The sequence below is a fragment of the Ruegeria sp. HKCCD6157 genome (assembly GCF_013110685.1).
In the GTDB taxonomy this organism is placed as follows: Bacteria; Pseudomonadota; Alphaproteobacteria; order Rhodobacterales; family Rhodobacteraceae; genus Ruegeria.
Genome location: NZ_WVRB01000001.1, coordinates 200,321 through 226,695, shown reverse-complemented (window position 1 = coordinate 226,695; position 26,375 = coordinate 200,321). Strand labels below are relative to the sequence as shown.

General features: G+C 57.5%; 22 protein-coding genes, 1 pseudogene and 1 riboswitch. Of the genes and pseudogenes, 14 read left to right on the top strand and 9 right to left on the bottom strand.

The genetic code is table 11. The features are described 5' to 3' along the window. Nucleotides 1-194: 194 nt before the first annotated feature. From GS612_RS00955 to GS612_RS00930, 6 genes are all read left to right on the top strand, one after another. Nucleotides 195-1,127 (top strand): ABC transporter substrate-binding protein, encoded by a 933-nt coding sequence (locus GS612_RS00955; RefSeq protein ID WP_253286081.1) that lies wholly within the window; start codon nt 195-197, stop codon nt 1,125-1,127. Nucleotides 1,128-1,201: 74 nt separating this feature from the next. Then, entirely contained in the window at nt 1,202-2,224 is a 1,023-nt protein-coding gene (locus GS612_RS00950) for a glycine betaine/L-proline ABC transporter ATP-binding protein (protein ID WP_171639888.1), read from the top strand. After that, nucleotides 2,221-4,212: a proline/glycine betaine ABC transporter permease gene (locus GS612_RS00945; protein WP_171638780.1), complete on the top strand. Its 1,992-nt coding sequence runs from the start codon at nt 2,221-2,223 to the stop codon at nt 4,210-4,212. Before GS612_RS00950 ends, GS612_RS00945 begins: the two co-directional genes overlap by 4 nt. A 1-nt stretch (nt 4,213) precedes the next feature. Continuing rightward, complete coding sequence (locus tag GS612_RS00940; RefSeq protein ID WP_152460234.1) at nt 4,214-5,095, top strand: phosphotransferase; 882 nt, start codon at nt 4,214-4,216, stop codon at nt 5,093-5,095. An 8-nt stretch (nt 5,096-5,103) separates the two neighbouring features. Continuing rightward, nucleotides 5,104-7,548 carry an FAD-dependent oxidoreductase gene (locus GS612_RS00935; RefSeq protein ID WP_171638779.1) on the top strand — a complete coding sequence of 815 codons (2,445 nt, stop codon included), beginning with the start codon at nt 5,104-5,106 and terminating at the stop codon, nt 7,546-7,548. Between the two features lie 267 nt (nt 7,549-7,815). After that, entirely contained in the window at nt 7,816-8,595 is a 780-nt protein-coding gene (locus tag GS612_RS00930) for an inositol monophosphatase family protein (protein WP_171638778.1), read from the top strand. A 23-nt stretch (nt 8,596-8,618) separates the two neighbouring features. Here GS612_RS00930 and GS612_RS00925 read toward each other — a convergent pair whose 3' ends face one another. The 9 genes and pseudogenes from GS612_RS00925 to GS612_RS00890 form a co-directional block, all read right to left on the bottom strand. After that, nucleotides 8,619-9,629: an iron ABC transporter permease gene (locus GS612_RS00925; RefSeq protein WP_152460237.1), complete on the bottom strand. Its 1,011-nt coding sequence runs from the start codon at nt 9,627-9,629 to the stop codon at nt 8,619-8,621. A 1-nt stretch (nt 9,630) separates the two neighbouring features. Continuing rightward, on the bottom strand, nt 9,631-10,581 hold the full coding sequence (locus tag GS612_RS00920; protein WP_253286080.1) for an ABC transporter substrate-binding protein: 951 nt from the start codon (nt 10,579-10,581) through the stop codon (nt 9,631-9,633). Between the two features lie 16 nt (nt 10,582-10,597). After that, the gene (locus tag GS612_RS00915; protein WP_170345324.1) at nt 10,598-11,371 is read right to left on the bottom strand and encodes an ABC transporter ATP-binding protein; all 774 of its coding nucleotides are present in this window, start codon (nt 11,369-11,371) and stop codon (nt 10,598-10,600) included. Continuing rightward, complete coding sequence (locus tag GS612_RS00910; protein ID WP_170345325.1) at nt 11,368-11,724, bottom strand: DUF1636 domain-containing protein; 357 nt, start codon at nt 11,722-11,724, stop codon at nt 11,368-11,370. Before GS612_RS00910 ends, GS612_RS00915 begins: the two co-directional genes overlap by 4 nt. Nucleotides 11,725-11,820: 96 nt before the next feature. After that, a riboswitch (cobalamin riboswitch) is annotated at nt 11,821-12,018 on the bottom strand. A gap of 99 nt (nt 12,019-12,117) precedes the next feature. Further along, on the bottom strand, nt 12,118-12,783 hold the full coding sequence (locus GS612_RS00905; RefSeq protein ID WP_170345326.1) for a D-lyxose/D-mannose family sugar isomerase: 666 nt from the start codon (nt 12,781-12,783) through the stop codon (nt 12,118-12,120). Between the two features lie 16 nt (nt 12,784-12,799). Continuing rightward, a complete protein-coding gene (locus tag GS612_RS00900) occupies nt 12,800-13,726 on the bottom strand; it encodes a carbohydrate kinase (protein ID WP_171638777.1) in 927 nt (308 codons plus the stop codon). 40 nt (nt 13,727-13,766) lie between these two features. Next, on the bottom strand, nt 13,767-14,816 hold the full coding sequence (locus tag GS612_RS20465) for an ROK family protein (protein ID WP_253286121.1): 1,050 nt from the start codon (nt 14,814-14,816) through the stop codon (nt 13,767-13,769). Further along, nucleotides 14,793-16,094: pseudogene (locus GS612_RS20460) on the bottom strand (GH1 family beta-glucosidase); the annotation flags it as partial. The pseudogene GS612_RS20460 and the gene GS612_RS20465, both read right to left, overlap by 24 nt. Next, a complete protein-coding gene (locus GS612_RS00890) occupies nt 16,091-17,128 on the bottom strand; it encodes a LacI family DNA-binding transcriptional regulator (RefSeq protein WP_171638775.1) in 1,038 nt (345 codons plus the stop codon). The gene GS612_RS00890 and the pseudogene GS612_RS20460, both read right to left, overlap by 4 nt. Nucleotides 17,129-17,348: 220 nt before the next feature. Between GS612_RS00890 and GS612_RS00885 the strand changes: the two genes are divergently transcribed. The 8 genes from GS612_RS00885 (at nt 17,349) to GS612_RS00850 (ending at nt 26,312) form a co-directional block, all read left to right on the top strand. Further along, the gene (locus tag GS612_RS00885) at nt 17,349-18,707 is read left to right on the top strand and encodes an ABC transporter substrate-binding protein (RefSeq protein WP_171638774.1); all 1,359 of its coding nucleotides are present in this window, start codon (nt 17,349-17,351) and stop codon (nt 18,705-18,707) included. A 55-nt stretch (nt 18,708-18,762) separates the two neighbouring features. Beyond that, a complete protein-coding gene (locus tag GS612_RS00880) occupies nt 18,763-19,770 on the top strand; it encodes a carbohydrate ABC transporter permease (RefSeq protein WP_171638772.1) in 1,008 nt (335 codons plus the stop codon). A 3-nt stretch (nt 19,771-19,773) separates the two neighbouring features. Further along, nucleotides 19,774-20,922, top strand: a complete 1,149-nt coding sequence (locus GS612_RS00875) for a carbohydrate ABC transporter permease (protein ID WP_171638771.1) — start codon at nt 19,774-19,776, stop codon at nt 20,920-20,922. 9 nt (nt 20,923-20,931) lie between these two features. Next, nucleotides 20,932-22,587 carry an alpha-glucosidase gene (locus GS612_RS00870; protein WP_171638770.1) on the top strand — a complete coding sequence of 552 codons (1,656 nt, stop codon included), beginning with the start codon at nt 20,932-20,934 and terminating at the stop codon, nt 22,585-22,587. A gap of 3 nt (nt 22,588-22,590) precedes the next feature. Continuing rightward, entirely contained in the window at nt 22,591-23,673 is a 1,083-nt protein-coding gene (locus tag GS612_RS00865; protein WP_171169562.1) for an ABC transporter ATP-binding protein, read from the top strand. A 71-nt stretch (nt 23,674-23,744) separates the two neighbouring features. Next, nucleotides 23,745-24,494 (top strand): sugar phosphate isomerase/epimerase, encoded by a 750-nt coding sequence (locus tag GS612_RS00860; protein ID WP_171638769.1) that lies wholly within the window; start codon nt 23,745-23,747, stop codon nt 24,492-24,494. Continuing rightward, a complete protein-coding gene (locus GS612_RS00855; protein ID WP_171169566.1) occupies nt 24,494-25,540 on the top strand; it encodes a LacI family DNA-binding transcriptional regulator in 1,047 nt (348 codons plus the stop codon). Before GS612_RS00860 ends, GS612_RS00855 begins: the two co-directional genes overlap by 1 nt. Nucleotides 25,541-25,562: 22 nt before the next feature. Beyond that, entirely contained in the window at nt 25,563-26,312 is a 750-nt protein-coding gene (locus tag GS612_RS00850; RefSeq protein ID WP_171638768.1) for a basic amino acid ABC transporter substrate-binding protein, read from the top strand. Nucleotides 26,313-26,375: the final 63 nt, after the last annotated feature.

Below are 26,375 nucleotides of genomic sequence, written 5' to 3'. Positions count from 1 at the left end.
TTAAGCCATACCACAATACCCACATAAAGCAACGTTACCCAAGGGTATGGCTTTAGAAATTTGCTTCAAACAGGAAATAATGTGGCTTTACGTGGTTTTTATTGACACAAAAGCCCACGATGTGGTCGTCTGTATTCAATACCACCGATTCATCGAAAAAATCACGACAGGGAGAAGGTGTTATGAATTGTAAAATGGGAATTTCTGCGCTGGCCATCATGGCCGCCGGAGCCGCAACAACTGCATGGGCTGTTGAGTCCACGGACCCAATCAAACTGACGCTGCACGACTGGTCGGGGCAGTTGATCAATACCAAGATCATGGGTTCGATCCTGGAAGAAGCCGGGTACAACGTTGAATATGTTCAGGCGGATTACATTGCTCAGTTCGCCGGTCTGAAAACGGGTGACCTGCATCTGGCAATGGAAATCTGGGAAACCACCGGACGCGAAGCGCTGGACGAGGCAACCGGCACCGGCAAGGTCGTCAGTGTTGGCGAAACCGGCCTGATGGCGATCGAAGAATGGTGGTATCCCAGCTACATGAAGGAACGGTGCCCGGGATTGCCGAATTGGGAGGCGCTGAAAGACTGCGCCGAGGAATTCGCGACGGCGGAAACTGCTCCGAACGGGCGTTATGTCGGCGGCCCGGTGACCTGGGGTGGCTTCGATGACGAACGTGTCGAAGCGCTTGAACTGGATTTCGAAGTCGTCCATGCGGGCACCGACGCGGCCCTGTTTGCAGAATTGGAATCCGCTTATCAAAGGCAGGATCCAATTGTTCTGTGGGTCTACGTCCCGCACTGGGCACCGGCGAAATACGAAGGCGAGTTCGTCGAGTTCCCGCCATTTACGCCAGAGTGTTACAGCGACCCTTCTGTCGGTGTGAACCCGAACATGGCCTATGATTGCGGCAAGCCGCGTGGCCCGATCTGGAAAGCCGCCTGGTCTGGCCTGCAAGAAAAATGGCCGGGCGCTTATGACATCATCGAAGCCTACAAAATCAACAATGATGAAATGAGCGCCATGGTCGGCAAGGCAGACCTGGACGGCGTGGAAATCGACAGCGTTGTTGCAGAGTGGATGGAGACCAACAAAGACCGCTGGTCTGGCTGGATCTCGAAGTAATCCACTGGCCAGAGCGGGCCTGTCGCTCTCTCGGACCGCTCTGGCCTTTTTCGCGAATGAACCGGACCACCCTGATGCCCCCCAAGACCAAACTGTCGTGCCGAAACGTCTGGAAGCTTTATGGCCCCAACGCAGATCGGTTGCTGCGGACAACCCCCGAACCTACGGCAGAAGAAATTCGCAAGGCAGGCGTGATCGGCGCAGTGCGCAACGCCAATATCGAGATCTTGGAAGGTGAGATTTTCGTCATCATGGGCCTGTCGGGGTCCGGCAAATCCACTCTGGTACGGTGTTTGTCCCGGTTGATCGAGCCAACCGCCGGAGAAGTTCTGTTCGACGATGCTGACCTTTTGCGCGCCAGCGAGAATGAGCTGATCGAAATCCGGCGTCACAAGATGGGCATGGTGTTCCAGCATTTCGCGTTGCTGCCGCATCTGACCGTTTTGCAGAATGTGATGTTTCCGTTGACGATTCAGGCCACACCCAAACCCGAAGCCGACGCCAAGGCCCGCGAGGTGGTGGAACTGGTCGGTTTGAAGGGGCGCGAGGATTATTACCCGCGTGAGCTGTCCGGCGGCCAGCAGCAGCGCGTCGGCATTGCCCGCTCCTTGGTGACCGAGCCTGATCTATGGTTTCTGGACGAGCCGTTCTCGGCCCTCGACCCGCTGATCCGGCGCGAGATGCAGGATGAGTTCCTTAGGTTGCAGGAGCGGTTGCACAAGACCATCGTTTTCATCACCCATGATTTCGAAGAGGCCGTTCGCCTGGCCGACCGCATCGCCATCATGAAGGACGGAGAGGTGATCCAGATCGCCACGCCGGAAGAGTTGGTGATGCACCCGGCCACAGACTATGTGGCTGAATTTACGAAACATATCCCCCGTTCCAAGGTCCTGACTGTCGGCGGTGTCATGGCCCCCGGCGCTGTTGGCGAGGGCAATCCGATCTCTCAATCCACGCGCATCTCGGACGTGGCGGAACGGATTATCGCGGCAGATGCGCCGATCCCTGTCGTGGATGCAGAGGGCCAACCCGTCGGAGCGATTGACCGCAAGGCCGTTGCGCATGTGCTGTTCGGCGGCGGAGACACGGCATGATCCGCCTGACCCGCAGCCAGATGGCAATTCTGCTGCTTGTTCTGATCACCATCGTGCTTGGCTATTTCGGTCGTGATTTGAGCAAGGCGCTGGATGCGCGCTGGTTGACCAAGTTCCCTTCGGCCTGGGTGATCCCGTTCAAAACCTACATTTCCTCGGCGATGACATGGCTGATCGAGGATGCCGCCATCGGGCCGGTGTCCTTCACCGATGTCACCCGCGCCATCGCGTGGTTGATCGAGCAGCCCTACAATCTGGTATTGGCTCTGCTGGCCGACGGCTTTGTCAGCGGTCAGGGAAATGACGCGCAGGTCATCCTGCCTGCGATCAGCTGGATCGTGGTCATCACCGCCGTTGTCGCCTTGGGTCAATATTGCCGTGACTGGGGATTGGCCGTTCTGGTCGGGGCTTGCTTCGTCTATCTTGCAGTTTTCGGACAATGGGACAGTGCTATGGTGACGCTGGCCTCGGTCCTGATCGCGGTGCCGATTGGAGCGGGCGGCGGGTTGCTGTTGGGCATTCTCGCCTATCGCCATCCGCTTTTTGAAAAGATCATCTCACCAATACTGGACCTGATGCAGACGATCCCGATCTTTGCCTATCTGGTGCCGATCCTGTTCATGTTTGGCTTTGGCCCGATCTCTGCCTTGGTCGCGACGATCATCTATGCGACCCCGCCGATGGTGCGGATCACAACGTTGGCGCTGAAAGGTGTGGATCCTGAGATCCTGGATTTCGGACGCATGGCGGGCACGACCCGTCGGCAGTTGATGTGGCGCGTGCTTGTGCCCTCGGCCAGCCACAGCCTGATGGTGGGCGTCAATCAGGTGATCATGCTGACCCTGAACATGGTCATCATCGCCTCGATGATCGGGGCTGGGGGGCTGGGCTTTGACGTCCTCGCCGCGCTGCGCCGTCTGGACATTGGGGCAGGGTTCGAAGCCGGCATCGCCATCGTGGTACTGGCCATCGCCATCGACCGTCTGAGCCAGGCCTTTGCCGAACGGATGGGGCAGGTGCATCATGAGGTCCCCGGCTCGTGGATCGCGCGTCATCGCCGGACGTTTCTGGTCGTGGTCCTGATGCTGCTGACCTGGGTGCTGGGACAGTTCTCGCCTCTGTTGCTGGAATATCCTGAAAGTCAAACCATCACCACCGGCGCGTTCTGGGACAACACGGTCGAATACCTGAACGTCAACTATTTCGACGCGTTCGAGGCCATCAAAGTTTTCTTCCTGACCTGGTTCATGATCCCGATCAAAACGGTTCTGCTGGGCATCCCGTGGCCATGGGCCATCGCGATGCTGTTCCTGTTGGGCTGGCACGCAGGCGGTTGGCGGCTGGCGTTGCTGTGTGGCGGAATGGCGTCGCTGATACTTGTGTCGGGCCTGTGGTCAAAGGCGATGGTGACAGTGTATCTGTGCGGCGCATCTGTCATTCTGGCGACGCTGATCGGGGTGCCTCTGGGTGTTCTGGCGGCACTGAACAAACGCGCTGGAACGGCCATCAACCTGCTGATCGACACGCTGCAAACCCTGCCCAGCTTTGTTTATCTGATCCCTGTCGTCATGCTGTTCCGGGTCGGCGATTTCACCGCCCTGATTGCCATCGTTCTCTATGCGCTGGCCCCGGCGGTCCGTTATGCCGCCCATGGTGTGCGCTCGGTAAGTGAGGAACTGATCGAGGCGGGTCTGGTTTCGGGCTGCACCCGCAAACAACTGCTGCGCCATATCCGCCTGCCGATGGCGTTGCCTGAAATCCTGCTGGGCGTCAATCAGACGATCATGCTGGCGCTGTCGATGCTGGTGATCACCGCCCTCGTCGGCACCCGCGATCTGGGGCAGGAGGTCTATATCGCCCTGACCAAGGCCGATACCGGCCGCGGTCTGGTGGCCGGCCTGTCGATTGCCTTCATCGCCATCATCGCTGATCGGTTGATCAATGCCAGTGCCCGCCAGGCCCGCATCCGCTTTGGACTGGAGAGTTGATATGAGCCATCCCGACCTGATGACCCGCATCCGCGCTCTGCCGATCTGGCAGGGAGAGATCGAGGCCACTCCGCTGACCGGTGGCATCACCAATGTGAACTACAAGGTCACGGACGGCAGCGGGTCTTATGTGGTTCGTGTGGGCGACGACATCCCCCTGCATCAGGTGATGCGGTTCAATGAGCTGGCCGCCAGCAAAGCAGCCAATGCGGCGGGTCTGTCGCCTGCCGTGCTGCATTCCTCGGGCGATTTGACAGTGCTGGAATTCATCGAAAGCCGCACATTGACGGAAGAAGATGTACGCCACCCGAACATGCTGCCCCGAGTTCTGGAATTGGTGAAGGCCTGTCATGTCGAAGTGCCGAAACACCTGCGCGGGCCGTCGCTGGTATTCTGGGTGTTCCATGTCATCCAGGACTATGCCGCAACGCTAACCGAGAATGACAGCGCCCATGCAAAGCTGATCCCCGATCTGATAGACGCAGGCACGCTGCTGGAACGTGAGGCAAGGCCGTATGACATCGTGTTCGGCCATAACGACCTGCTCTGCGGCAATTTTCTGGACGACGGCAACCGCCTTTGGCTGATCGATTTCGACTATGCCGGGTTCAATTCTCCGCTGTTCGATCTGGGCGGGCTGGCGTCGAACAATGGCCTGTCGTCTGAACAGGAAGACTGGGTGTTGGAGAGCTATTTTGAAGCCCCGGTCACCGACGATCTGCGCCACCGCTATGCGGCGATGAAATGTGCCTCGCTGCTGCGGGAAACCATGTGGAGCATGGTGTCCGAGATCACCTCGGATATCGACTTTGATTACGCAGCCTACACAGCTGAAAATCTGGCGCGGTTCCGCGCGGCCCTTACCGATTTCAAAAATACCTGAGGACAGACATGACCGACCTTCCGACAACAGCCAAAGCCGTCATTATCGGTGGCGGGATCATCGGCTGCTCGACCGCGTATCACCTGGCCAAGCTGGGCTGGACGGATACGGTGCTGCTGGAGCGCAAGAAGCTGACCTCGGGCACCACTTTCCACGCCGCGGGTCTGGTGGGGCAGTTGCGTTCGAACGCCAATATCACGCAATTGCTGGGTTATTCCGTCGATCTGTACAACAAGATCGAAGAGGAAACAGGGCTTGGCACTGGCTGGAAGATGAACGGCGGCTTGCGTCTGGCCTGCAACGAAGAGCGCTGGACCGAGGTGAAACGCCAGGCCACTACGGCGCATTCCTTTGGTCTGGACATGCAGCTTCTGACCCCATCCGAGGCGCAGGAGCTGTGGCCCTTGATGGATGTCTCTGACGTGATCGGCGCGGCTTACCTGCCGACTGACGGTCAGGCGAACCCGTCAGATATCACGCAGGCATTGGCCAAGGGCGCCCGCATGGCCGGGGCGAAGATATTCGAAGATACCAAAGTCACCGATATCGAGATCGAAGATGGCAAAATTCGCGCGGTGATTACTGAACATGGTCGGATCGAGTGTGAAAAGGTGATCTGCTGCGCCGGGCAATGGTCCCGCACCTTTGCCAGCCGCTTTGGCGTCAACGTTCCTCTGGTTCCGATGGAGCACCAGTACATGGTGACTGAACCTTTCGGCGTGCCCGGCAATCTGCCCACTCTGCGCGATCCCGACCGGCTGACCTACTACAAGGAAGAAGTCGGAGGTCTGGTCATGGGCGGCTATGAGCCGAACCCGATCCCCTGGGCCTCCAAGGGTATTCCGCAAGGCTTCCACTATACCCTGCTTGACAGCAACTTCGATCATTTCGAACAGCTTATGGAACTTGCGCTGGGTCGCGTGCCCGCGTTGGAGAACGCTGGCGTCAAGACGCTGACCAACGGGCCGGAAAGCTTCACGCCCGACGGCAATTTCATCATCGGCGAAGCGCCCGAGTTGAGGAACTTCTTCGTCGGTGCTGGCTTCAATGCCTTTGGCATCGCGGCTGGCGGTGGTGCGGGCATGGCGCTGGCGGAATGGGTGCATAAGGGCGAGCCGCCCTTCGATTTGTGGTCTGCCGATATCCGTCGCTTTGGCCGCCCGCATTTCGACACCGACTGGGTTCGCACCCGTACTGTCGAGGCATATGGCAAACACTACACGATGGGTTGGCCGCATGAGGAACATGACTCGGGCCGCCCCTGCCGAAAATCGCCGCTTTATGACACGCTGAAAAAGCAGGGCGCGTGTTTTGGCGAGAAACTGGGCTGGGAACGCCCCAACTGGTACGCGGACGCGTCAAAGGGCGAGGTGCCCAAGGATGAATACAGCTTTGGCCGCCAGAACTGGTTCGATGCCGTCGGGCGGGAACATAAAGCGGCACGTGAAGCGGCTGTGTTGTTCGATCAGACCTCTTTCGCCAAATTCGCCCTCAAGGGTCCGGATGCTTTGGCAGCGTTGAACTGGATCTGCGCCAATGATGTGGACAAGCCGGTTGGCGCGCTTGCCTACACCCAGATGCTGAACGACAAGGGCGGGATCGAGTGTGACCTGACCGTTGGGCGCGTGGCCCATGATGAGTTCTATATCGTCACCGGCACCGGCTATGCCACCCATGACTTCGACTGGATCAACCGCAGCATTCCCGAGGGCATGAATTGCCAGCTTTTCGATATCACCTCATCGAATGCGGTTCTGTCATTGATGGGGCCAAAATCACGTGAGATTCTGGCGCCGGTGACGCGCGATGACGTCTCGAACAGCGGGTTCAAGTTTGGCACGATCCGCACCATCGGCATCGCCGGGTGCCCGGTCAAGGCGCTGCGCGTGACTTATGTGGGTGAACTGGGCTGGGAACTGCACCTGCCGGTGGAATATGCACAAACCGTGTATGACGCCTTGATGGAGGCAGGGCGCCCGCATGGTTTGATCAATGCGGGCTACAGGGCGATTGAATCGCTGCGTCTTGAAAAAGGCTATCGCGCCTGGGGCTCGGATATCGGGCCGGATCATACGCCGTTCGAAAGCGGCTTGGGCTGGGCCGTAAAACTCCGGAAAAATATTGATTTCAAAGGGCGCGCCGCATCTGAGGCGCAAAAAACCGGCGGCGTAAAGAAGATGCTGGCATGTTTCACGGTTGACCCCGAGGTTGTTCTTCTGGGGCGTGAAACGATCTATCGGAATGGCGAAAGGGTCGGATGGCTGACTTCGGGCGGCTATGGTTACACCGTCGAAAAGTCGATCGGCTACGGTTACATCCGAAACGCCAACGGTGTCGACGCACAATACGTCACATCAGGGACATATGAATTGGATGTCGCCACTCAGAGGGTTCCTTGCGAAGTGACGCTGAAACCGCTTTACGACCCGCAGATGAGCCGGGTGAAGACCTGACCCGAGGGTGCAAGAGCAGATCTACCGACACACGCACGGCGATCGGAACACATGGGGAAAGCATGCAAACAGGGCAAATCCGCCCCGAGTGTCCGAATGTTCGTCGAATCTGACGGATTTCGATCCATAAGCCATTGATAAAGTTTCAGTATTGTCACACCTCATGCCCATCTGAAAACTGAACTGCAAGACTTCTCATTCAGCTTTCAGGGCAAACAACCTTTCATCCGTCGGAGATTGGATGACTTCAGCCGAAAAGGACCGAAAATGGTAACCCCAGATGCGTTGACTGAACACGCGATGAAGATTGCTGATATTGCCACGGAGTCCGCGATGCGGTTTTTTCGGGGGTCTTTGGGCATTGAATTCAAACAGGATGAAAGCCCGGTGACGCAGGCCGACAAGGCAGTTGAGGCGGAAGTTCGCACCTACCTGAAACAGCATTTTCCCGGACACGGCATCTTTGGCGAAGAGCACGGTCAAGAGGCAGGCGACGGGCTTCATATGTGGGTGATTGACCCGATTGACGGAACCCGTTCGTTTCTGTCCGGCCATCCTTTGTTCGGGTTCCTTTTGGCGCACCTTGTGGATGGGCGCCCTCGGTTGGGGCTGGTCGGAATGCCGGCCTTACATGAGACCTATTTGGGTGTGGTTGATAGCGGGGCCAGCCTGAACGGGCGACCGATAAAAGTGTCGCACACCACGCGTCTGGATCAATCGGTTCTTTACGTGAATGAAGGCGACAAAATTTATCGCGATCATCCTGACCTGTTCAGCCGGCTGATGAATGCAGGGCAGACGCGCCGATTTGCCTATGATTGTTATCCCCATGCCTTGCTTGCTTCGGGGCATATCGATGCTGTGGTGGATTACGATCTGCAACCTTATGACTATCTGGCGCTCTCACCTCTGATCACGGCTGCTGGCGGAGTGATGACCGATTGGCACGGGCATGCGTTGACCCTCGATTCAGATGGCGCGGTCGTTTCCGCCGCAACCCCTGAATTGCATGCTGAACTGCTTGACCTCATCAATGTCGAAAAATGACGGTGTTGCGCAACCTTGGAAAACTATCTCCCGCGATCAGATTTGAACAAATACAAAAAGACAAAAAGTGATCCTATCGACGTTGTGACGATTCCCACGGGCAACTCCTGCGGAGCCAGAAGAAGGCGTGACAAGATATCGGACAGTGTCAGCAGAATCGCGCCCACGATCGCCGAGACGATCAGAAGGTTTCGGTGCAGAGTTCCGGCGATGCCGCGTGCAATATGAGGCACCATCAGCCCGACAAAGCCGATGACACCGGCAACGGAAACGAAACTGGCCGTCGCCAATGCGGCAACGAAAAACATGCTGAACCGCAGTCCTTGAACGGGAATACCCAGTGACGAGGCTGTGAAATCCCCGGTCAGCAGCGCGTCAAGCCACCGGCTGCGGTAAAGTGAATAGCTCAGGATCAGGCCCAGTCCGATCAGGACAAGCGGGAATGTTTCCCATCTTGCCAGTCCCAGGCCGCCAAGCATCCAGAATATCACCGAATGAGCAGCGCGATTGTCGCCAGAGAAAATCAGGTAGTTGGTGATCGCGGAAAACAGAAAGGACACCGCCAGGCCAGCCAGGATCAGTTTTTCGGGTGCGCTTGTACGCAAGCCCTGAACCAGCGCCAGAACAATGCCGGAGGCGATCAGACCACCGCAAAATGCTGCCAACGGTAACGTCCAGATTCCCAGAACATCACCCGTGACGGTGATCACCAGAACGGCGCCGGCAGCAGCACCCGAGGACAGACCGAACAGAAACGGATCTGCCAGGTCGTTTCGCGTCGTTGTTTGCAAAACGACACCAACGACGCCCAGTCCCGCACCAATCACGGCGGCAAACAAGGCACGGGGCAGGCGAAGGTCGAAGACGATCCGGTGCAAGGGCGACATGTCTCCTTCCACCAGACCGGTTCCGAGGCCGATGGCCGAAAAAACTTCGCGTATGGGGATTGGGGTGGTCCCGTAGACGATCGACAACAGCAAAAGGGCGGTCAGAACAACCGCCCCCAGCACTATCAAACGGCCCAATCGGACCATATCAGTTGGTCTCCGGGTGCATCGCCTTCGCCATCTTCTCGATCGCCTCGATATTTGCCGGGCCGGGCGTCAGTTCCTCGTAACGCAGGCCAATCCAGCGCTCGTTCTTTACCGCGTCCGTTTGTGACATCACCGGGTGATCCTTGAGGAACTGAAAGGTGTCCTCTGCGCCGTTGCCGGACTGATAATCGAGCAGCACCAGAAATTCCGGGTTGGCCGCTGCCACGGCCTCCCACGACGTGCGGCCCCAGCTGGTATCCAGATCATGCGTCACGTTCGCGCCACCCGCCGCTGTGATCATCGCATCGGGAATGGCGAACTTGCCGGCGGTGAATGGAGCATCGGCCGGTCCGTCCAACAGGAATACGCGGGGCTTTGCCAGATCGGCTGTTTTTGCTTCGATGGCTGACAATTTGTCTTTCCAGCCGGCAACCAGCGCCTCGGCCTTGTCTTCGACCTGCATGACCTTGCCCAGACGCAGAACGTCATCAATCAACAGGTTCATGCTGGCCTCGGGGCGATCCTTGTCCAGATGCACGCAGCTTTCGGTCAGGATCATGGTCTTGATACCAAAGGGTTCCAGCGTGTCGGGCGTGACATCTCCGCCGGGTTTCATGCCATAGTACCAACCGGCAAAAAACAGATCGGGTTCGACGGCCACAAGGTTTTCGATCGTCGGGTATTTAGGGGCAAGCTCTGGGATGTCGCCACGCTGAGCATCAAAATCAGGGCTTGTTTTGTACCAGCCGGTAATTCCGGTAAGCCCCACGATCTTGTCCTGAAGGCCGAGCGCAAAGGCCATATCCGTCATGTTCATGTCATGCACGACCAGACGTTCCGGCGCCGAGTCAAAAGCCAGCGGTTCGCCGCAATTGTCCACGGTGACGCCCTCTGCTGCCACCCCACTTGCCAAGCCAGCGAAGACGACCACTGGCCAGAGTTTCTGCATCATATGTAAGCTCCTGTTATTATGACAGTTTCCGTTTTCGGATATCCAGTGCGGGGATCATGCGGCCTTCGTGCTGAAAGCACAGATAATCCACGCCGAATGTCTCACGCACCCGGTCTGGGGTCAGAACTTCGCCAACAGGCCCGAACCCTGTCAGACGCGTGGCTTTCATCAACGCCACATGGCTGGCGAATTCCGGGATCATGACCAGATCATGGACGATCATGACGACCGTTACCCCCAGATCAGCGACCAGAGACAGCATGTGCCCCTTGGCATCGGGGTCCAGATGGTTGGTTGGCTCGTCCAGAAACAGCAACGACGGATTCTGGGCCAGCGCGCGCGCGATATGTGCGCGCTGACGTTCTCCGCCCGACAGTTGACCCATCGTCTTGTTGGCAAAATGCGACAGCTCGGTCGTCGTCAGCACCCGTTCAAGATCAGCCTTGTGCTGAGCCACCGAACGTTCGCCCTGAATCGGGATTTGTCCCAGCGCAACGTAGTCTTGCAGGCGCATCCGTCCGTCGGGCATTTCCTGCTGTCCGACCACAGCAATGGAGCGGGCGCGTTGGCGGGCGGACAGGGTACGAAGGCTTTGGCCTTCTATCCAAACATCACCCAAGGCAATCCGTTCAATCCCGCACAGCAGTTTCAATAGAGTGGTCTTACCGGCGCCGTTCGGCCCGGCGATTGCCAGAATTGATCCTTCTTCCAGACGAAAGGATACATCCTGCAACAGGATATCACCATTGAGCGCGTAGTACTCCAGATCCTCGGCAACCAGAAAGCTCATGATGTCCCTCGGGATGGCAAAGCGGGTATTCGCGACAGGGTCTTTGCGAAAAGGGCAGGAGGGCGGTCCGAAGCGCTGGTCCAGCCATCGTCGCTGTCGCCGAACTGGGTCGCGAATTCGACCAGGGCATCCAGGTCGTGTGATGTCTTAATGTCGCCGAACAGGTACTGCGCTTTGCCTGCGGCCTGAAATCCGACGGTCATGGCCCGTTCACAACCTGCCATGCAGGCCACCATTCGGGTTTCAAAACCGTCAGGCAGCTGAGCATCCAGCGCGTCTTGCGCAGCCTCGGCAGGCATCGTCCCCTGACATGTTGAACAGATCAGAACGTAGTGATCAGAATAGCAGGTCATTGCCGTCTCCGTCGTTTGCCAGATGCAGACAGAGGGCACATACCCAGATATTACGCAAACGCGCCATCAAGCCTCCTTCGGGGACGCCCCGCCCCGGGTTGGTTACCATGCGATGGCAGGTCTCCTGACTTGCGGGTCAAGGCTCGGCCCACCTTCCCAACCCATACGGGTCAGTGGTGAAGTGGCGTCGCTCTCCGCTTACAGTTGCGGGGGCAGTCACGGACTTGGCACATTCCAGCGCCGCACCGTGTTCCCATTTTCATCCCTTACGGAACCATCCCGCTCAGCTAGTCCGGCTATGCCAGACTTGTCAAGCGGCAGGCGAAAGGGTGGTGGATGGAATTGCAACAGTTGAGCCAGCGATCCTGCTGCGCCAGCCCGGACCGAACGGTGTCAATAGTCTGATACAAGAAGAAAATCCGGATCGGTATCTTCCTCGACCTTCGAAAACCGTGGGATCGGCTCTTCGAACACATTGTCCGTACGGTCGTCATTCACGGTCGATACCTCGCCAATAAGGCAATCGCCGCGCTCGGCCCAGAAAGCGTGCCAGATGCCGGGCATCAAAGTTACGCTTTGCCCCGGCTTCAGCCGCAAGTGTTCTCCGGGTTGCAAGGTTACAGGGCAGGCATCGCTTGGGACCGTCACCGGGTTGTCGCGGTCGACGCCACCGTTTGGATCCGAGGCATGGATTTCCAGAACGAGGTCGCCGCCGCCCCGGTTTATGATGTCTTCTGCCTTGACGATATGCCGGTGCATCGGAGAAAGCTGATTGTCTTTCGAGATCAGTAGTTTCTCCGCATAGAGCATCCCGCGCCCGGATTTCAGATCCTTCGCCTCGCCATTGCGCAGAGTGAACAGAAACAGTCCAAGTTCGTCGAAACGGCCTTGTGCGTAATCGGTTATGTCCCATCCCAGCCCGCGGCCGCGGATCGTTTCCGCCAGAGGGCTGCGCATTTTCTCGGGCGACCAATCCGCAAAGGGTGGCAACACGGCACCGAAGGACTGAATGAATGCTTGTGCCTGGGTCTTGATACGGTTGATTTCGGATCGTTTCATCATGCCATCCCGCAGGTCAAAGCTCGTGCGCCCAGGGGGGTTCCGCCCCGGCTCGGGAAACGGTCACGGCCGCCACGTCAGCGCCCAGCTCCATGGCTGCTTGCAGGCTTTCAGCCGTCAATCCGCGCAGACCTGATTTGGTCAGATGCCCTGCACGGCTGAGACCGGTCAGGACGCCGGCGTTGAACGTGTCACCTGCGCCGATCGTGTCGACCACTTCAACGGGCTTCACAGGAACCGAGACTTCGGAACCATCCGCCAGATAGCCGTGCGCCCCGTCGCTGCCACGCGTGACGATGACAACGGAAGGACCCGCCTGCAACAGCACAGACGCCTTCGCGGCTTCGGATTCAGCGCCCGGAATGATCCAGTCCAGGTCCTCGTCTGAAACCTTGACGATATCCGCTTGTGAGATCATGCGGTTCAAACGCGCTCTGAACCGGGTTTGATCCTTGATGAAACCCGGGCGGATATTCGGATCCAGCATCACCGCCCGGTCGGAACCGTGGCGGTCCAGAAGGGCGGCATAGGCATCTGCGCAAGGTTCACAGGCAAGGCTGATTCCGCCGAGATACAGGGCTGAGACAGCAGGAAGCTGATCGGGCATGTCTTCTGGCAGCAACATCCGGCCCGCGGTGTTTTCATCAACAAAGCTGTAAGTCGCGTGCCCTTCCGAGAGCTGCACAAAGGCAAGCGTGGTAGGACGGTCCGAGATGATCACATGTGTCGTGTCCACATGACTGGCTTTCAGCGCATCGATCAATTGCTGGCCGAACATGTCCGATGACAAACCTGTCAGCATCCCAACCGGAACACCCAGACGTCCCATCGCGACGGCTGTGTTCAGAACTGCACCACCGGTATGTGGCACAAAGCCCAGTGCACCCGACACGGTCGGTTCTGAGATCATATCTATCAGCGCTTCACCACAGCACAGGATCATGTCTTGGTCCTTCTCGGAATAGAAATTTCGGTTTGGCTGGTTACTGTCGCAGCGCGTTCTTGCAAAAGTTGTTTGCGCCGATGATCCCGAACTCTGCCTGTTCAGATACGTATAGGTTCAGGGAGCGGCGCAAGTCGCTGAAGCGGCCGCCGCCGTTGAACGCATCCTTGAAGTCGTCACTGAATAGCCAGCGGTTTTTCTCGGCAACGCCGCCGACAAGGAAAACGCCCCCCTCCGGCATCAAGGTGACCGCCAGATCACCCATCAAAGCACCCAGATGGGTGGTAAAAATCTGCGCGGCTTTTTCGGCGACCAGATCGGTGCCGTTACGGGCATCGTTCAGAATGTCCTTTGCAGAGCGCGCCTGAGTTCGCGCTTGACCGGCTGCAAATTCAACCGCCTGATACAGGATCGGCAGGCCGGTTCCGCTTAGGAACATTTCTGCTTCCAGCGCTAGGCTGTCCCCAAAGAAACAGCTCGGTGCGATGCGACGTGCCGCCTCAAAGATATCAACTTCGTCGCGATGGCGCGGGTACAGGCCCACGTGCCCGCCTTCGCCGGAAACCGTGTGATACCTGCCTTCGGAATATAGCAACGCACCAACGCCAAGCCCGGTTCCGGGCCCTACAACCAGCCGTGTGCCTGCGGGCGGCGTTGCCTGACCCTGCAAGACCGCAACATCCGACCGGGTCACCTCGGCCACCGACCACGCCGCAGCGGTGAAATCATTTATGACAAAGGTGCGCTCTGCTCCTGTTGCTTTCGCCAACTCGGTTTCCGAAAGATCCAGGTTTGCGTTTGTCAGCTGAATCGTTCCGTCCCTGACCGGCCCGGCTCCGGCTGCTACGACGGCCTGTGGGTTGGTTCCGATCTCGTCCCTGAGATCATGAAACGCCTCCAGCAGATCTTCCAATGTCCCCGTCGGGTGTTTCCGAAGATCTGCCAATTCTCCGTTCGTGACGACGCCCAGACGTGTGTTCGTACCGCCGATATCCGCAACCAGGTTCCAATGCTCATGCACGGCACCGAATGGTTGCGCTAACGGCTGAGAGACGCTCTGACCCCCGGACAGGGCGGATTTCAGCGCCATGAAAGACGCTTTGGGCGTTCTCGCAAGTGTTTCGAAATCCACGTCCACCAGTCCAAACCTCTTCTCGTACCCGAAGGCCCATTCATAATTGTCCAGCAGCGACCAGACAAAATAGCCATTCACCGGAACACCTTGTGCCAAAGCGTCCAGCACGGCCGCAAGGTGCTTGTCGAGATAATCGATACGATCATCGTCCTGCACGCGCTCCTCACTCGCCATACCGTTTTCGGTGATATAGATTGGCAGCGCGCCCGTATAGTCTTTCCTTGTTCTGACAAGAAAGCGGGTAAGGGCAGAGGGATCGATTTCCCATCGCATCTGCGTTTTGGGTAACGGTCCGGGAACCTCTTGCAGGCTGGGCCAGGCGGCGTCCGCCGGGGCAATCAATTTTCGGGTATAGTAGTTCAACCCGCACCAATCGACCTGTGTGCCGATGGTTTCAAAGTCGTTCTGCCAGCCCTTGGGCAAGTGCGGCTCCAACCCCTCCAGGGCTGTTTGGGGATATTCCTTGTTGAAAACACCGCCAAGGAAGAACCGGTTGTAGATCGCATCGTAGCGATCTGCCGCAAGCCGCGCTTCCGCGCTGTCATCTACTGGCTCGGACCATTCGAGGTTGAACACGGCACCCAGATTGCCCATCCCAAGACTGCGCATGGCCTGAATCGCCCGCCCGTGGGCCAACAAAACGTGATGCATCGCCCGGGCGGCGGCGCGGATATCGCGCAGACCGGGCGCATGGTGGCCTTCAAAATGGCTCAGCCAACTGACACACCAGGGTTCGTTGATCGGCGCGGCACTGAACATCCGGTCTCCGATCCGACCCATGATGACCTGCGTATAATCCGCGAACCAATCGGCGATATCGCGATTGCACCATCCCCCCTGATCCGCAAGCGCTGACGGCAGTTCCCAATGATAAAGCGTCACGCAGGGGCGGATACCGCGTTCCAGCAGGGCGTCCGCCAATCGGTCATAATAATCCAGCCCGGCCTGATTGACCTGACCACGCCCGTCCGGCAGCACGCGTGCCCAGCTGGTCGAAAAACGATAACAGTCAAACCCGGCCTCGCGCACCAGATCGAAATCCTGCTCGAACCGGTTCAGGTGATCGCAGGCGACGTCTCCGTTTTCCCCGCGCACCACGTTGCCTGGCGACGCCGCAAAGGTATCCCAATGAGTTCGCCCCGCCCCGCCCTGTGCGTGGCCTTCAATCTGGTACGCAGAAGTGGCAACACCAAAGAGAAAATCTTTGGGAAAATCAGCGCGTGCGTGTTTCATGGTTGCACCCTGTTGGTCGCAGGGCCGGTTGACCTGCCAACGACCAGTTCGGCCTCCAGCAGCCTGGTTTTGACGGGATCATTCGGGGATTTGATGCGCTGGATCAACATGTCAGCCGCCATTTCACCCGCCTGACGGACGGATGAGCGTGTTGCCGTGAAAATCGGAACATCCTGCCCGTTCTTCAAATAGGACAGGTCGTCGTCATGGGCGATCACTGACACATCCGTACCCATCTCAAGCCCGTTTTCGGACAGCGCACGCCGTACGCCGATGGCAGAGATCATCGATGAGCACAAAATAGCGGTCGGAGGGGAATCGAGGCGCAACATGTTCTGCGTTTCGTGATGGCCGTAGACCTCTGTCATTTCAGCGCTGCGCATAAGATTTGCATCGGGCGCAAGCCCGGCCTGACCAAGCGCCTCAAGATATCCGTCGCGGCGGCGTTGGGCAAAATCCATATCTTCCAGTCCGTTGATCAGAGCGATACGGCGATGGCCAAGGTCAATCAGAAAGCGCGTGGCGCGCATGAACGAACTTTTGTTGTTCACGTCGATCCAGTCATATTGAGCGTCGACGCCGGTCGAGCGCCCGTGCACGATGAATGGGACGCCCATGCGGGTCAGGACTTCGATCCGTGGTTCGTTCACTTTGGGGCCTTGCAGCACGACACCGTCCACCGCGCCGCGCTGAAAAAGACTCCGATACGCTTCTTCAATCGAAGTGTCGTCGGCATTGGTGAACATCATGTCATAGCCATGTTCAGCGTATTTCCTTGCGGCACCGGCGACGAAATCCCCGAAGATCGGGTTGACCATTTCATGCCGGGACGAGCTGGGAATGACGTGGCCGATCACCATCGATCGTCCGGTCGCAAGCCCTTTGGCGCGACTGTTCGGCCGGTACCCGTGTTTGCGCGCCGCGGCTTGAACGCGCGCACGTGTGTCCTCGCTCACTTCGGGGTACCCGTTCAGCGCCCGGCTGACCGTAGTTTGCGAAAGGCCCAGAACTTCCGAGAGCTGCTTCAGGTTCATTTTATGATTCAAAGCGCCTTAAATTGAGTGGCTCTTTTTTGTTTTGTGAGCAAATACGGCATCCGTCAACTTGTTTTGCGTTGAAAGCAGAAAATATAATTTATTTCGGCGCTGGGAAGCAAAATATTGACAGGGCGCCAGTGTTAGCGGATAACACACGGCATCCAAAGCGCTTTGAAAGTGAGTCTTTGAATACATGAAAGCTTGGGAGGAGGATTTGATGAAACACGGGCTTTACGCAGGTGCGGCGGCACTCGCCCTGATGGCCGGATCAGTTCAGGCAGAGGGTGAGATGATCCACGCCGTCGGCGAGGGCAGTTTTGACTGGGACGGGTTTCAGGCCTTTGCCGAAGCGAATGATCTGTCCGGCGAAAGCCTGACCATTTTCGGCCCGTGGCTGGCTGGCGAGGGCAAGTCCTTCGAAAACCTCGTGGCCTATTTCGATGAGGCAACAGGCGCGAATTCCAGCTATGTGGGTTCGGATTCTCTGGAACAGCAGATCCTGATTGATGCGGCCGCGGGCTCGGCGCCGAATCTGACTGTTTTCCCGCAGCCTGGTCTGGCGGCAAACCTCGCAAAACAGGGCTATCTGACGCCATTGGCCGAAGGGACTGCGGACTGGATCAAGGAAAACTTCGCCGCGGGTCAATCCTGGGTCGATCTGGGTACGTTTGAGAACGCGGAAGGGTCTGACGATTTTTACGGGTTCTTCTTTAATGTGAACGTCAAATCGCTGGTTTGGTACGTGCCCGAAAATTTCGAAGATTTTGGGTATGAAGTGCCCGAAACCATGGAAGAGTTCAAAGCTCTGATGGATCAGATGGTCGAGGACGGCGAAACGCCCTTGTGCGTCGGTCTGGCCTCGGGCGGCGCAACGGGTTGGCCTGCGACGGACTGGGTCGAGGATCTTATGCTGCGTACGCAACCACCTGAAGTCTATGACCAATGGGTGTCGAACGAAATGAAGTTCGATGATCCCCGCGTCATAGCCGCGATTGAGGAATATGGCAGCTTTACCCGCAATGACGACTATGTCGTAGGTGACGCAGACGACACAGCGGCAATCGATTTCCGTGACAGCCCCAAAGGTCTTTTCGATAGCCCGCCCGCTTGCATGATGCATCGTCAGGCTTCGTTTATTCCCGCCTATTTTCCGGAAGGCACCGAATTGGGGGTGGATGCTGATTTCTTCTACTTCCCGGCTTATGCCGAAAAAGATTTGGGGACACCGGTACTTGGGGCCGGGACATTGTTCACAATCACCAACCCAAACCCCGCAGCCGTAGCCTTTCTGGAGTTCCTCAAGACACCTTTCGCCCATGAGATCATGATGTCGCAGGATGGTTTCCTGACGCCCCATCTGGGTGCAGACCCGGCGAACTATTCGAATGATGCACAGCGGGGACAGGGCGAAATTCTGACCAACGCAACGACCTTCCGCTTTGACGGGTCCGACCTGATGCCCGGTGCGGTCGGGGCAGGTACGTTCTGGACCGGGATGGTCGATTACTCGTCAGGTGCAAAAGATGCAGCCACCGTGGCACGTGAAATCCAGGCGTCCTGGGACGCAATCAAGTGACCAACTCATGGGGCGGCCCTGAGGCCGCCCCGTTTGCCAAACGGATGGGCGCACCATGACACCCGCACTACAAGGCCTGCTGACGATCGCCATCGGCGTGTCGGGTTGCGTGGGCTACTTCTATCTTTCCAACCAGTTTCTGGACAAAGTCCTGTTTCCGCCGCGCGGGCCAAATGCGGGCCGAAACATCAACCGCGCGAACGTGATCCGCCCGTGGTTGTTCCTGTTCCCGGCGCTTGCTGCATTGGGGCTGTATCTGGCGTATCCGGTGGTTGAAACCTTGCGCCTTTCGCTTACGGAACGCGTGCCCAGTGGCGGATACCGCTGGGTTGGCCTGGACAACTATACCCAAATGGCGGCCGAGCCGAAGTTTTGGGAAGCCATGCGCAACAACATGTTCTGGCTGATCGTCGTGCCGGCCATGTCAACGGCTTTTGGTCTTCTTGTGGCGCAACTGACCGACCGCATCCGCTGGGGGAACTTTGCCAAATCCCTGATTTTCATGCCGATGGCCATTTCATTTGTTGGTGCATCGGTGATCTGGAAACTGGTTTATGATGCGCGACCAGCGGAACAAGACCAGATAGGCATCCTGAACGCGCTGTACATCTTCTTCGGCGGAACCGAACCCAACACGTGGTTAACAATCCCTTTCTGGAACAGTTTCTTTCTGATGGTTGTCCTGATCTGGATACAGACGGGTTTCGCGATGGTCATCCTGTCGGCGGCCTTGCGCGGTATTCCCGAAGAAACCATCGAGGCGGCCATTTTGGATGGGGCCAATCCCTTTCAGATCTTCTTCAAGATCAAGGTGCCGCAGATCAAAACCACGATCCTTGTTGTTTGGACGACGATCACGATCACCGTTCTCAAAGTGTTTGACATCGTCTTTGCCATGACCAACGGCCAGTGGGAGACACAGGTGCTGGCAAACTACATGTACGACAAGCTTTTCCGCGCCAATGACTGGGGCGTCGGATCCGCCTCGGCCATGGTGATCATGTTGCTCGTTACGCCGATCCTCGTCTGGAACGTGCGCAACGCGCGCAAGGAGATGGAGTAAGCCATGAGCGATATCGCCGGAACCAAACCCGCGCTCAGATGGGTGGTGCATCTGTCAGTCATCTTCCTGGTGGCTCTTTGGGTCATTCCTACACTTGGCTTGCTGATTTCGTCCTTTCGGACGGCAGATCAGATTTCGTCCAGCGGCTGGTGGCGGTCGCTGTTTCCCTCTGAACAAAACCTGACGCTTCGCAGTGCCGCGCCCGAGACGCAGGTGCTGGAAAACGGAGTGTATGTCATTCAGGGGGCGCTGTTCGGCGAGGATGAGCAAGCAACGATTTCCAGATGGGGTATCAGTTCGCGCGAGGTTGATGCATTTGAACCGGGCCAAACAGCCGAACTGCGCCGAGGTGGTACGATCACGGTGGATGCGACGGGCAACTATCGGATGGAAAACACCGAGGAATTCACAGGGAAACGTGGCGCGCGCATCTTCGTAACAGCGGAACTGCCACCCGAGTTCACTTTGGAAAACTACCGAAAGGTTCTTCTGGATCAAAGCAGTACGGACAGCATGGCCAAGGCGTTCTTCAACACGCTGACGGTGACCATCCCTGCAACAATCATCCCGATCCTGGTTGCTGCCTTCGCGGCTTATGCGCTGGCATGGATGGAGTTTCCCGGGCGCGCCCTGCTGATCGCGGCCGTTGTTGGCCTTTTGGTCGTTCCGCTTCAATTGGCCTTGATCCCGTTGCTGAAATTTCACCTCAATATCGGGATCGGCAAAGGCTATCTGGGAGTCTGGCTTGCGCATACAGGGTTTGGGATGCCACTGGCGATTTACCTGCTGCGCAACTACATGGCCGGATTGCCGCGTGATCTGATCGAAAACGCCCGCGTCGATGGCGCCACCGAGTTTCAGATCTTTACCAAACTGATCCTGCCACTCAGCTTCCCGGCGCTGGCGTCTTTCGCGATCTTCCAGTTCCTGTGGACATGGAATGACCTTCTTGTTGCCAAGGTTTTCCTGATCGACGCGACCGGCCAGACAACCGTGATGACGAACCGCATCGTCGAGCTGCTGGGTACACGTGGCGGCAATTGGGAAATCCTTGCGACCGCTGCCTTTGTCTCGATCTTCGTGCCGCTGGTCGTCTTCTTCGCAATGCAAAAATACCTGGTCCGGGGCCTGCTGGCCGGATCTGTCAAATAGAGGCGTCTGATGAACGTGCAGAACAACTTTGTACGCAGCAATGCAACGAAACTGTCTTCGGATTGGTGGCGCGGTGGTGTGATCTATCAGATCTATCCACGCAGTTTTCAGGACAGCAACGGGGATGGAATCGGTGATCTGAAGGGCATCACTGCGCGACTGGACTACATCGCCTCGCTGGGCGTTGATGCAATCTGGATCTCGCCGTTTTTCAAATCGCCGATGAAGGATTTTGGTTACGACGTCAGCGATTACCGCGATGTCGACCCCATGTTCGGGTCGCTGGCGGATTTCAAAGAGCTTTTGGATCAGGCCCATGCCAAGGGTCTGAGGATCATGATTGATCTGGTTCTGTCGCATACATCCGATCAGCACCCTTGGTTCATCGAAAGCCGCAGCAGTCGTGAAAACCCGAAATCCGACTGGTATGTTTGGGCGGATCCCAAACCGGATGGCACGCCACCGAACAACTGGCTTTCGATCTTCGGAGGCTCGGCCTGGCAATGGGATGCCCGACGGCTGCAATATTATCTGCACAACTTCCTGACATCGCAGCCGGATCTGAATTTCCACTGCCCGGATGTTCAGGATGCGTTGCTGGATGTGGCGCGGTTCTGGCTTGATCTGGGGGTGGATGGCTTTCGGCTGGATACCATCAATTTCTATTTCCACGACAAGGCGCTTCGCGACAATCCTGCGCTGCCGATGGATCAACGCAACGCCACGATCGCACCGGCCGTGAACCCCTACAACCATCAGGACCACCTGTTTTCAAAAAGCCAGCCCGAGAACATCGCCTTCCTCGAAAGACTGCGGGCCTTGACGGACGAATATGAAGGCCGGGCTTGTCTGGGCGAGGTCGGAGATGCGCAGCGTGGGCTAGAGATCATGGGCGAATACACATCCGGGGATAAGCGGATGCACATGTGTTATGCCTTCGAGTTCCTGGAAAAACGTGCATTGACAGCCACTTACACAAAGCACGTTTTTGACCAGCTGGAAGCGAAGGCAGGTGACGCATGGCCATGTTGGGCATTTTCCAACCACGACGTGCAACGTCACGTCTCGCGCTGGAATTTGGATGTCGCGGCAGCCCGCCAGCACGCGGTTCTCATGATGTGCCTGCGCGGCTCTGCCTGCCTGTATCAGGGCGAGGAGTTGGGCCTGCACGAAGCGGATGTGCCGTTCGAGAAACTGCAAGACCCCTATGGCATCGAGTTCTGGCCCGAATACAAGGGCCGCGACGGCTGCCGCACACCGATGGTTTGGGCAGCACAAGATGAACAATCGGGTTTCAGCACCGCAGAGCCCTGGCTGCCGGTAAGCGCACAGCAGGCCGGGCAGGCGGTGGACCGATCGGAGGCGGATCCAAGCTCGATGTTGAACCACTACCGTCGCGCCATCGCCTTGCGGCATGCGCATCCTGCTTTGGCAAAGGGGGCGCAGACCGGCATGACGGAAACGGGTTCGATTCTGTCTTTTGTGCGTGAGGATTCGCATGAGCAGATATTCTGCGCCTTCAATCTGGGCACGGATTCTGCCGCGTTCAAGCTGCCCGAAGGCAGTTGGCAGGTGATGGGTCAGGACCTAGGCGGTGTCGAAGGAAGCGGCAACGTTGTCCTGAACGCGGCGCAGTTCATCCTGATGTACAGGAAAAAGGGATAAAGCATGTCTGAACTCAACCTCACGGACGTCGCCAAGTCCTATGGCCCTGTCGATGTTTTGAAGAACATCAACCTCGACATCGAACAAGGCGAACTGATCGTTTTTGTCGGTCCTTCCGGATGCGGCAAGTCCACCCTGCTGCGGATGATTGCCGGGTTGGAGAAGATTACAGGCGGCACGCTGGAAATCGAAGGGCAGGTCATGAACGATGTTCCGCCTGCACAGCGGGGCATCGCGATGGTGTTTCAAAGCTATGCTTTGTATCCCCACATGACCGTTCGCGAGAACATGGCCTTTGCCCTGAAAATCGCGAAGATGCCCACGGCCGAGATTGATGCTGCCGTAGACCGTGCCGCTCAAATCCTTCAGCTGGAACCATTCCTGGACCGCCTGCCAAAAGCTCTTTCCGGAGGGCAGCGTCAACGGGTTGCCATCGGGCGCGCGATCGTACGTGACCCAAAGGTGTATCTGTTCGACGAACCCCTCTCGAATCTCGACGCGGCACTTCGGGTGGCCACGCGGATCGAGATCGCGCGTCTGAAAGAGGCCATGCCTGACAGCACCATGATCTACGTGACCCACGATCAGGTCGAGGCGATGACACTGGCCAGTCGGATCGTGGTATTGGCCAACAAGGGCATCGCGCAGGTCGGGACACCGCTTGAACTGTATGAGGCGCCTGACAACGAGTTTGTTGCGCAGTTCATCGGTTCGCCTTCCATGAACCTGCTGTCCGGCACAATCACCGGAACCGGCGAAATGACCACCGTCGAACTGTCATCAGGCGGGATTGCAAGATCCGCGGTTCCAACCGAAGACAGTGACCTGGGGAAAAAGGTCAATATCGGGGTGCGCCCCGAAGACTTGGCCATGACGGAAGAATCCGCGATTCTGTCCGGCAAGGTGGATTTCACCGAAGCCCTGGGCGAAGTCACGCTGCTGTATTTTGAGAAAACCAATGGTGCGGATGCAGTCATTGCAAAGCTGCCGGGGGTTCAGCGGAACCTGCGCGGCCAGACGGTCTCGGTCACGGCCGCACCGGACAAGGTGCATCTGTTCCACAATGGATTGTCCATGCGTAAATAGCAGCGAAACGCAGTTCTTGACAGAATTGCGTTTTGTGTTTCACCATAATTGAAACGTTTCAATGGTGAAAAATGCGGGTATCGGCGCAGCTTTACACGGTTCGGCAATGCGGTGACCTCACGGACCAACTGAAGTTGGTTTCTGCTTGCGGGTTTTCGGATATCGAAACCACCGGTCTGCATGACATGACACCGCAAGAGATGGCGCGCATCGTCCATCAATCAGGTCTTATCCTTCGCTCTGCACATTTCGATTGGGAGGAGTTCCACGAGCGTTTCGATGACATCGTTGAAGTACTTCACCTTTTGGAATGCCAGGTGGCGGTCATGCCTTGGCTGGCGCCACAGGCGCGGCCCGGCACTGTCGAGGGATGGAAGGCAGTGTCGGGCCAGTTGTCCGATTGGGCGGATCGACTGAGGGATCACGGCGTAAGTCTTGCCTATCACAACCACGATTTTGATCTGTTCGGGGCGCCGGGAAAAACGCCTCTTGAACAGATTCTGGCGCAAGAAAACATCTATTGGCAGCCTGATATCGGTTGGATCGTCGCGGCTGGTCAGGACGCGGCTGACCTGCTGGCGCGCCATGCGGATCGCATCCTGTCTGTTCATGCAAAGGACGTGGACCCGCAGGGCGGATCAGGCGACAGGCGCTGGCGCAATCCGGGTGAGGGTGTTGTCGATTGGGACGCCACGATACGAGCCCTTTCAACCACCAAGTGCACCGACCTTTTCGTCGAGCATGATGAAACCGCCGATCACAGGCGCACCTTGCAAACGGGGCGGTCGTTTTTGACTGAACGGCTTGGGGGTATCGGCTGATGGCGCGGGCAACGATCAAATCGATCGCCCGTATGACCGGCTATTCAGTCGGCACGGTTTCAAACGCACTGCGCGGCGCTTCTTCGGTAAAACGGGAAACGCGGGAGGAGATCCAAAAGGCGGCGTCCGAGCTTGGGTATCGGGTCAATCTGGATGGCCTGAAACTGCGCACCAATAAATCCTACAGGATTGCGGTATTGGTCAGCGTTTCGGGCAGTGCCGCTGAAGAGTGGGAGGGTGTGGAGTTTACCCGGATTCTGGCCGGAATATCCGACGCGGTTCAAGGGTCACGCTATGAGTTGAGCGTCTTCAGTGTACGAGATGTTGAAGCCGCATTGCAGACCCTACATTCCATCGTGCAGGAAGGGTTGGCAGACGGCGTGATCTTTTCCGGAACTCGCGTGAATGACCCGCGTATCGCTTATCTGCAAGATAAAGGTTTTCCGTTTGTCACATACGGGATGAGTGACAGTGCCCAACCACATCCTTACGTGGATCTCGACAGTCAGGCCGCTGCTTTTGATGCAACGGCTCGGCTGCTGGCATTGGGCCATAAGCGGATTGCGCTTATCAACCCGCCGGATGACCTGATCTATGCCCGTCAACGTCGCCAGGGGTATTCAGATGCTCTGACAGCAGGTAGCATGGAGTTTGACCCGGCCCTTGTTTATCCCGGCCCGACCACGGCGAAGACCGGGCAAAGGGCCTTTGCGGCGCTCATGCGAATGCACAACCGGCCAAGCGCCATCATTTGCGCGAACGAGGCGATGACCCTTGGCGCCTTGTCCGCTGCGGCCGACATGGGCGTTCAGGTCGGCAGGGATGTCGTTGTTATTTCAAACGACGATCTGAAGCTTAGCCAGTATTTCATACCCCCGCCCAGCACCTACTATTTGCCGATAGGCGAGACCAGCCGCATGCTGGGGGAATTCATGCTTAAAGCACTGGACGGCGTTGATCCGTCGGAAACGCAAAAAAAGATCAGGGCCACATTGATCGAGCGGCAACCTGACACCCCGGCGCCGGGCATGGCGCAGACCAACTGAGCCAACAGAGGAGAAACCGAACATGTTCAAAAACCTACTTGCCGTTGCAACGCTTGCAATGCTGACAGCGCCGGCGGCTTTTGCCGCCGATCTGGAAGGTCGCGTTCTCAAGATCGGAACGGATGCAACCTATCCCCCGATGGAAACCGTCGACGAAACAACCGGTGAAATCGTAGGCTTTGATGTCGATGTGATGAATGCAATCTGTGAAAAGATCAATTGCGTTCCGAATTTCGTAAACACCGCTTGGGACGGCATCTTTGCGGCGCTTCAACAGGGTGAGTTCGACCTGGTCATCTCGGGCGTGTCGATCACGCCCGAACGTGAAGAGACTATGGACTTTTCCGAACCGTACATCGTTGTCAGCCAGGCCATTCTGCTGCAAGTCGACAACGCGGATCTGACGCTTGAGGATTTCAAAGCGGGTGGCCAGAAACTGGCGGCACAAACCGCGACGACCAACGCCCAACTGGCGGAAGAGCTTGTAGGGCGCGAGAATGTCAGCCTCTACGACAACTTCTCGGCAGCTATTCTGGCGCTTCAGAACGCAGATGTGCAAGGGGTGATCATCGATGGCACCTCTGCCGCGGCCTACGAGCAGGAGTTTGCCGGAGAACTGACCGTGGGCATCACAGGCCTGCAATCGGATCCATTGGGTATCGTGTTTCAGGAAGGTGACCCGACGGTGGATGCAATCAATACCGGTCTTGCCGCCATTCAGGAAGACGGCACGCTGGACGCGCTGAAGGCCAAATACTGGGGCACAAACTGATCCTTCAAGCCCTTCCGGGCCCGGCGGCAGTCGTTGCCGGGCCATGTTTCAGCGGAGAAGTTC

What these genes read in the sequence shown, in the direction of transcription:
- GS612_RS00955 (WP_253286081.1), top strand. Translation starts at nt 195, where the DNA reads ATGGGAATTTCTGCGCTGGCCATCATGGCCGCCGGAGCCGCAACAACT.
- GS612_RS00950 (WP_171639888.1), top strand. Translation starts at nt 1,202, where the DNA reads ATGCCCCCCAAGACCAAACTGTCGTGCCGAAACGTCTGGAAGCTTTAT.
- GS612_RS00945 (WP_171638780.1), top strand. Translation starts at nt 2,221, where the DNA reads ATGATCCGCCTGACCCGCAGCCAGATGGCAATTCTGCTGCTTGTTCTG.
- GS612_RS00940 (WP_152460234.1), top strand. Translation starts at nt 4,214, where the DNA reads ATGAGCCATCCCGACCTGATGACCCGCATCCGCGCTCTGCCGATCTGG.
- GS612_RS00935 (WP_171638779.1), top strand. Translation starts at nt 5,104, where the DNA reads ATGACCGACCTTCCGACAACAGCCAAAGCCGTCATTATCGGTGGCGGG.
- GS612_RS00930 (WP_171638778.1), top strand. Translation starts at nt 7,816, where the DNA reads ATGGTAACCCCAGATGCGTTGACTGAACACGCGATGAAGATTGCTGAT.
- GS612_RS00925 (WP_152460237.1), bottom strand. Translation starts at nt 9,629, where the DNA reads ATGGTCCGATTGGGCCGTTTGATAGTGCTGGGGGCGGTTGTTCTGACC.
- GS612_RS00920 (WP_253286080.1), bottom strand. Translation starts at nt 10,581, where the DNA reads ATGATGCAGAAACTCTGGCCAGTGGTCGTCTTCGCTGGCTTGGCAAGT.
- GS612_RS00915 (WP_170345324.1), bottom strand. Translation starts at nt 11,371, where the DNA reads ATGAGCTTTCTGGTTGCCGAGGATCTGGAGTACTACGCGCTCAATGGT.
- GS612_RS00910 (WP_170345325.1), bottom strand. Translation starts at nt 11,724, where the DNA reads ATGACCTGCTATTCTGATCACTACGTTCTGATCTGTTCAACATGTCAG.
- GS612_RS00905 (WP_170345326.1), bottom strand. Translation starts at nt 12,783, where the DNA reads ATGAAACGATCCGAAATCAACCGTATCAAGACCCAGGCACAAGCATTC.
- GS612_RS00900 (WP_171638777.1), bottom strand. Translation starts at nt 13,726, where the DNA reads ATGATCCTGTGCTGTGGTGAAGCGCTGATAGATATGATCTCAGAACCG.
- GS612_RS20465 (WP_253286121.1), bottom strand. Translation starts at nt 14,816, where the DNA reads ATGGCGCTGAAATCCGCCCTGTCCGGGGGTCAGAGCGTCTCTCAGCCG.
- GS612_RS00890 (WP_171638775.1), bottom strand. Translation starts at nt 17,128, where the DNA reads ATGAACCTGAAGCAGCTCTCGGAAGTTCTGGGCCTTTCGCAAACTACG.
- GS612_RS00885 (WP_171638774.1), top strand. Translation starts at nt 17,349, where the DNA reads ATGAAACACGGGCTTTACGCAGGTGCGGCGGCACTCGCCCTGATGGCC.
- GS612_RS00880 (WP_171638772.1), top strand. Translation starts at nt 18,763, where the DNA reads ATGACACCCGCACTACAAGGCCTGCTGACGATCGCCATCGGCGTGTCG.
- GS612_RS00875 (WP_171638771.1), top strand. Translation starts at nt 19,774, where the DNA reads ATGAGCGATATCGCCGGAACCAAACCCGCGCTCAGATGGGTGGTGCAT.
- GS612_RS00870 (WP_171638770.1), top strand. Translation starts at nt 20,932, where the DNA reads ATGAACGTGCAGAACAACTTTGTACGCAGCAATGCAACGAAACTGTCT.
- GS612_RS00865 (WP_171169562.1), top strand. Translation starts at nt 22,591, where the DNA reads ATGTCTGAACTCAACCTCACGGACGTCGCCAAGTCCTATGGCCCTGTC.
- GS612_RS00860 (WP_171638769.1), top strand. Translation starts at nt 23,745, where the DNA reads ATGCGGGTATCGGCGCAGCTTTACACGGTTCGGCAATGCGGTGACCTC.
- GS612_RS00855 (WP_171169566.1), top strand. Translation starts at nt 24,494, where the DNA reads ATGGCGCGGGCAACGATCAAATCGATCGCCCGTATGACCGGCTATTCA.
- GS612_RS00850 (WP_171638768.1), top strand. Translation starts at nt 25,563, where the DNA reads ATGTTCAAAAACCTACTTGCCGTTGCAACGCTTGCAATGCTGACAGCG.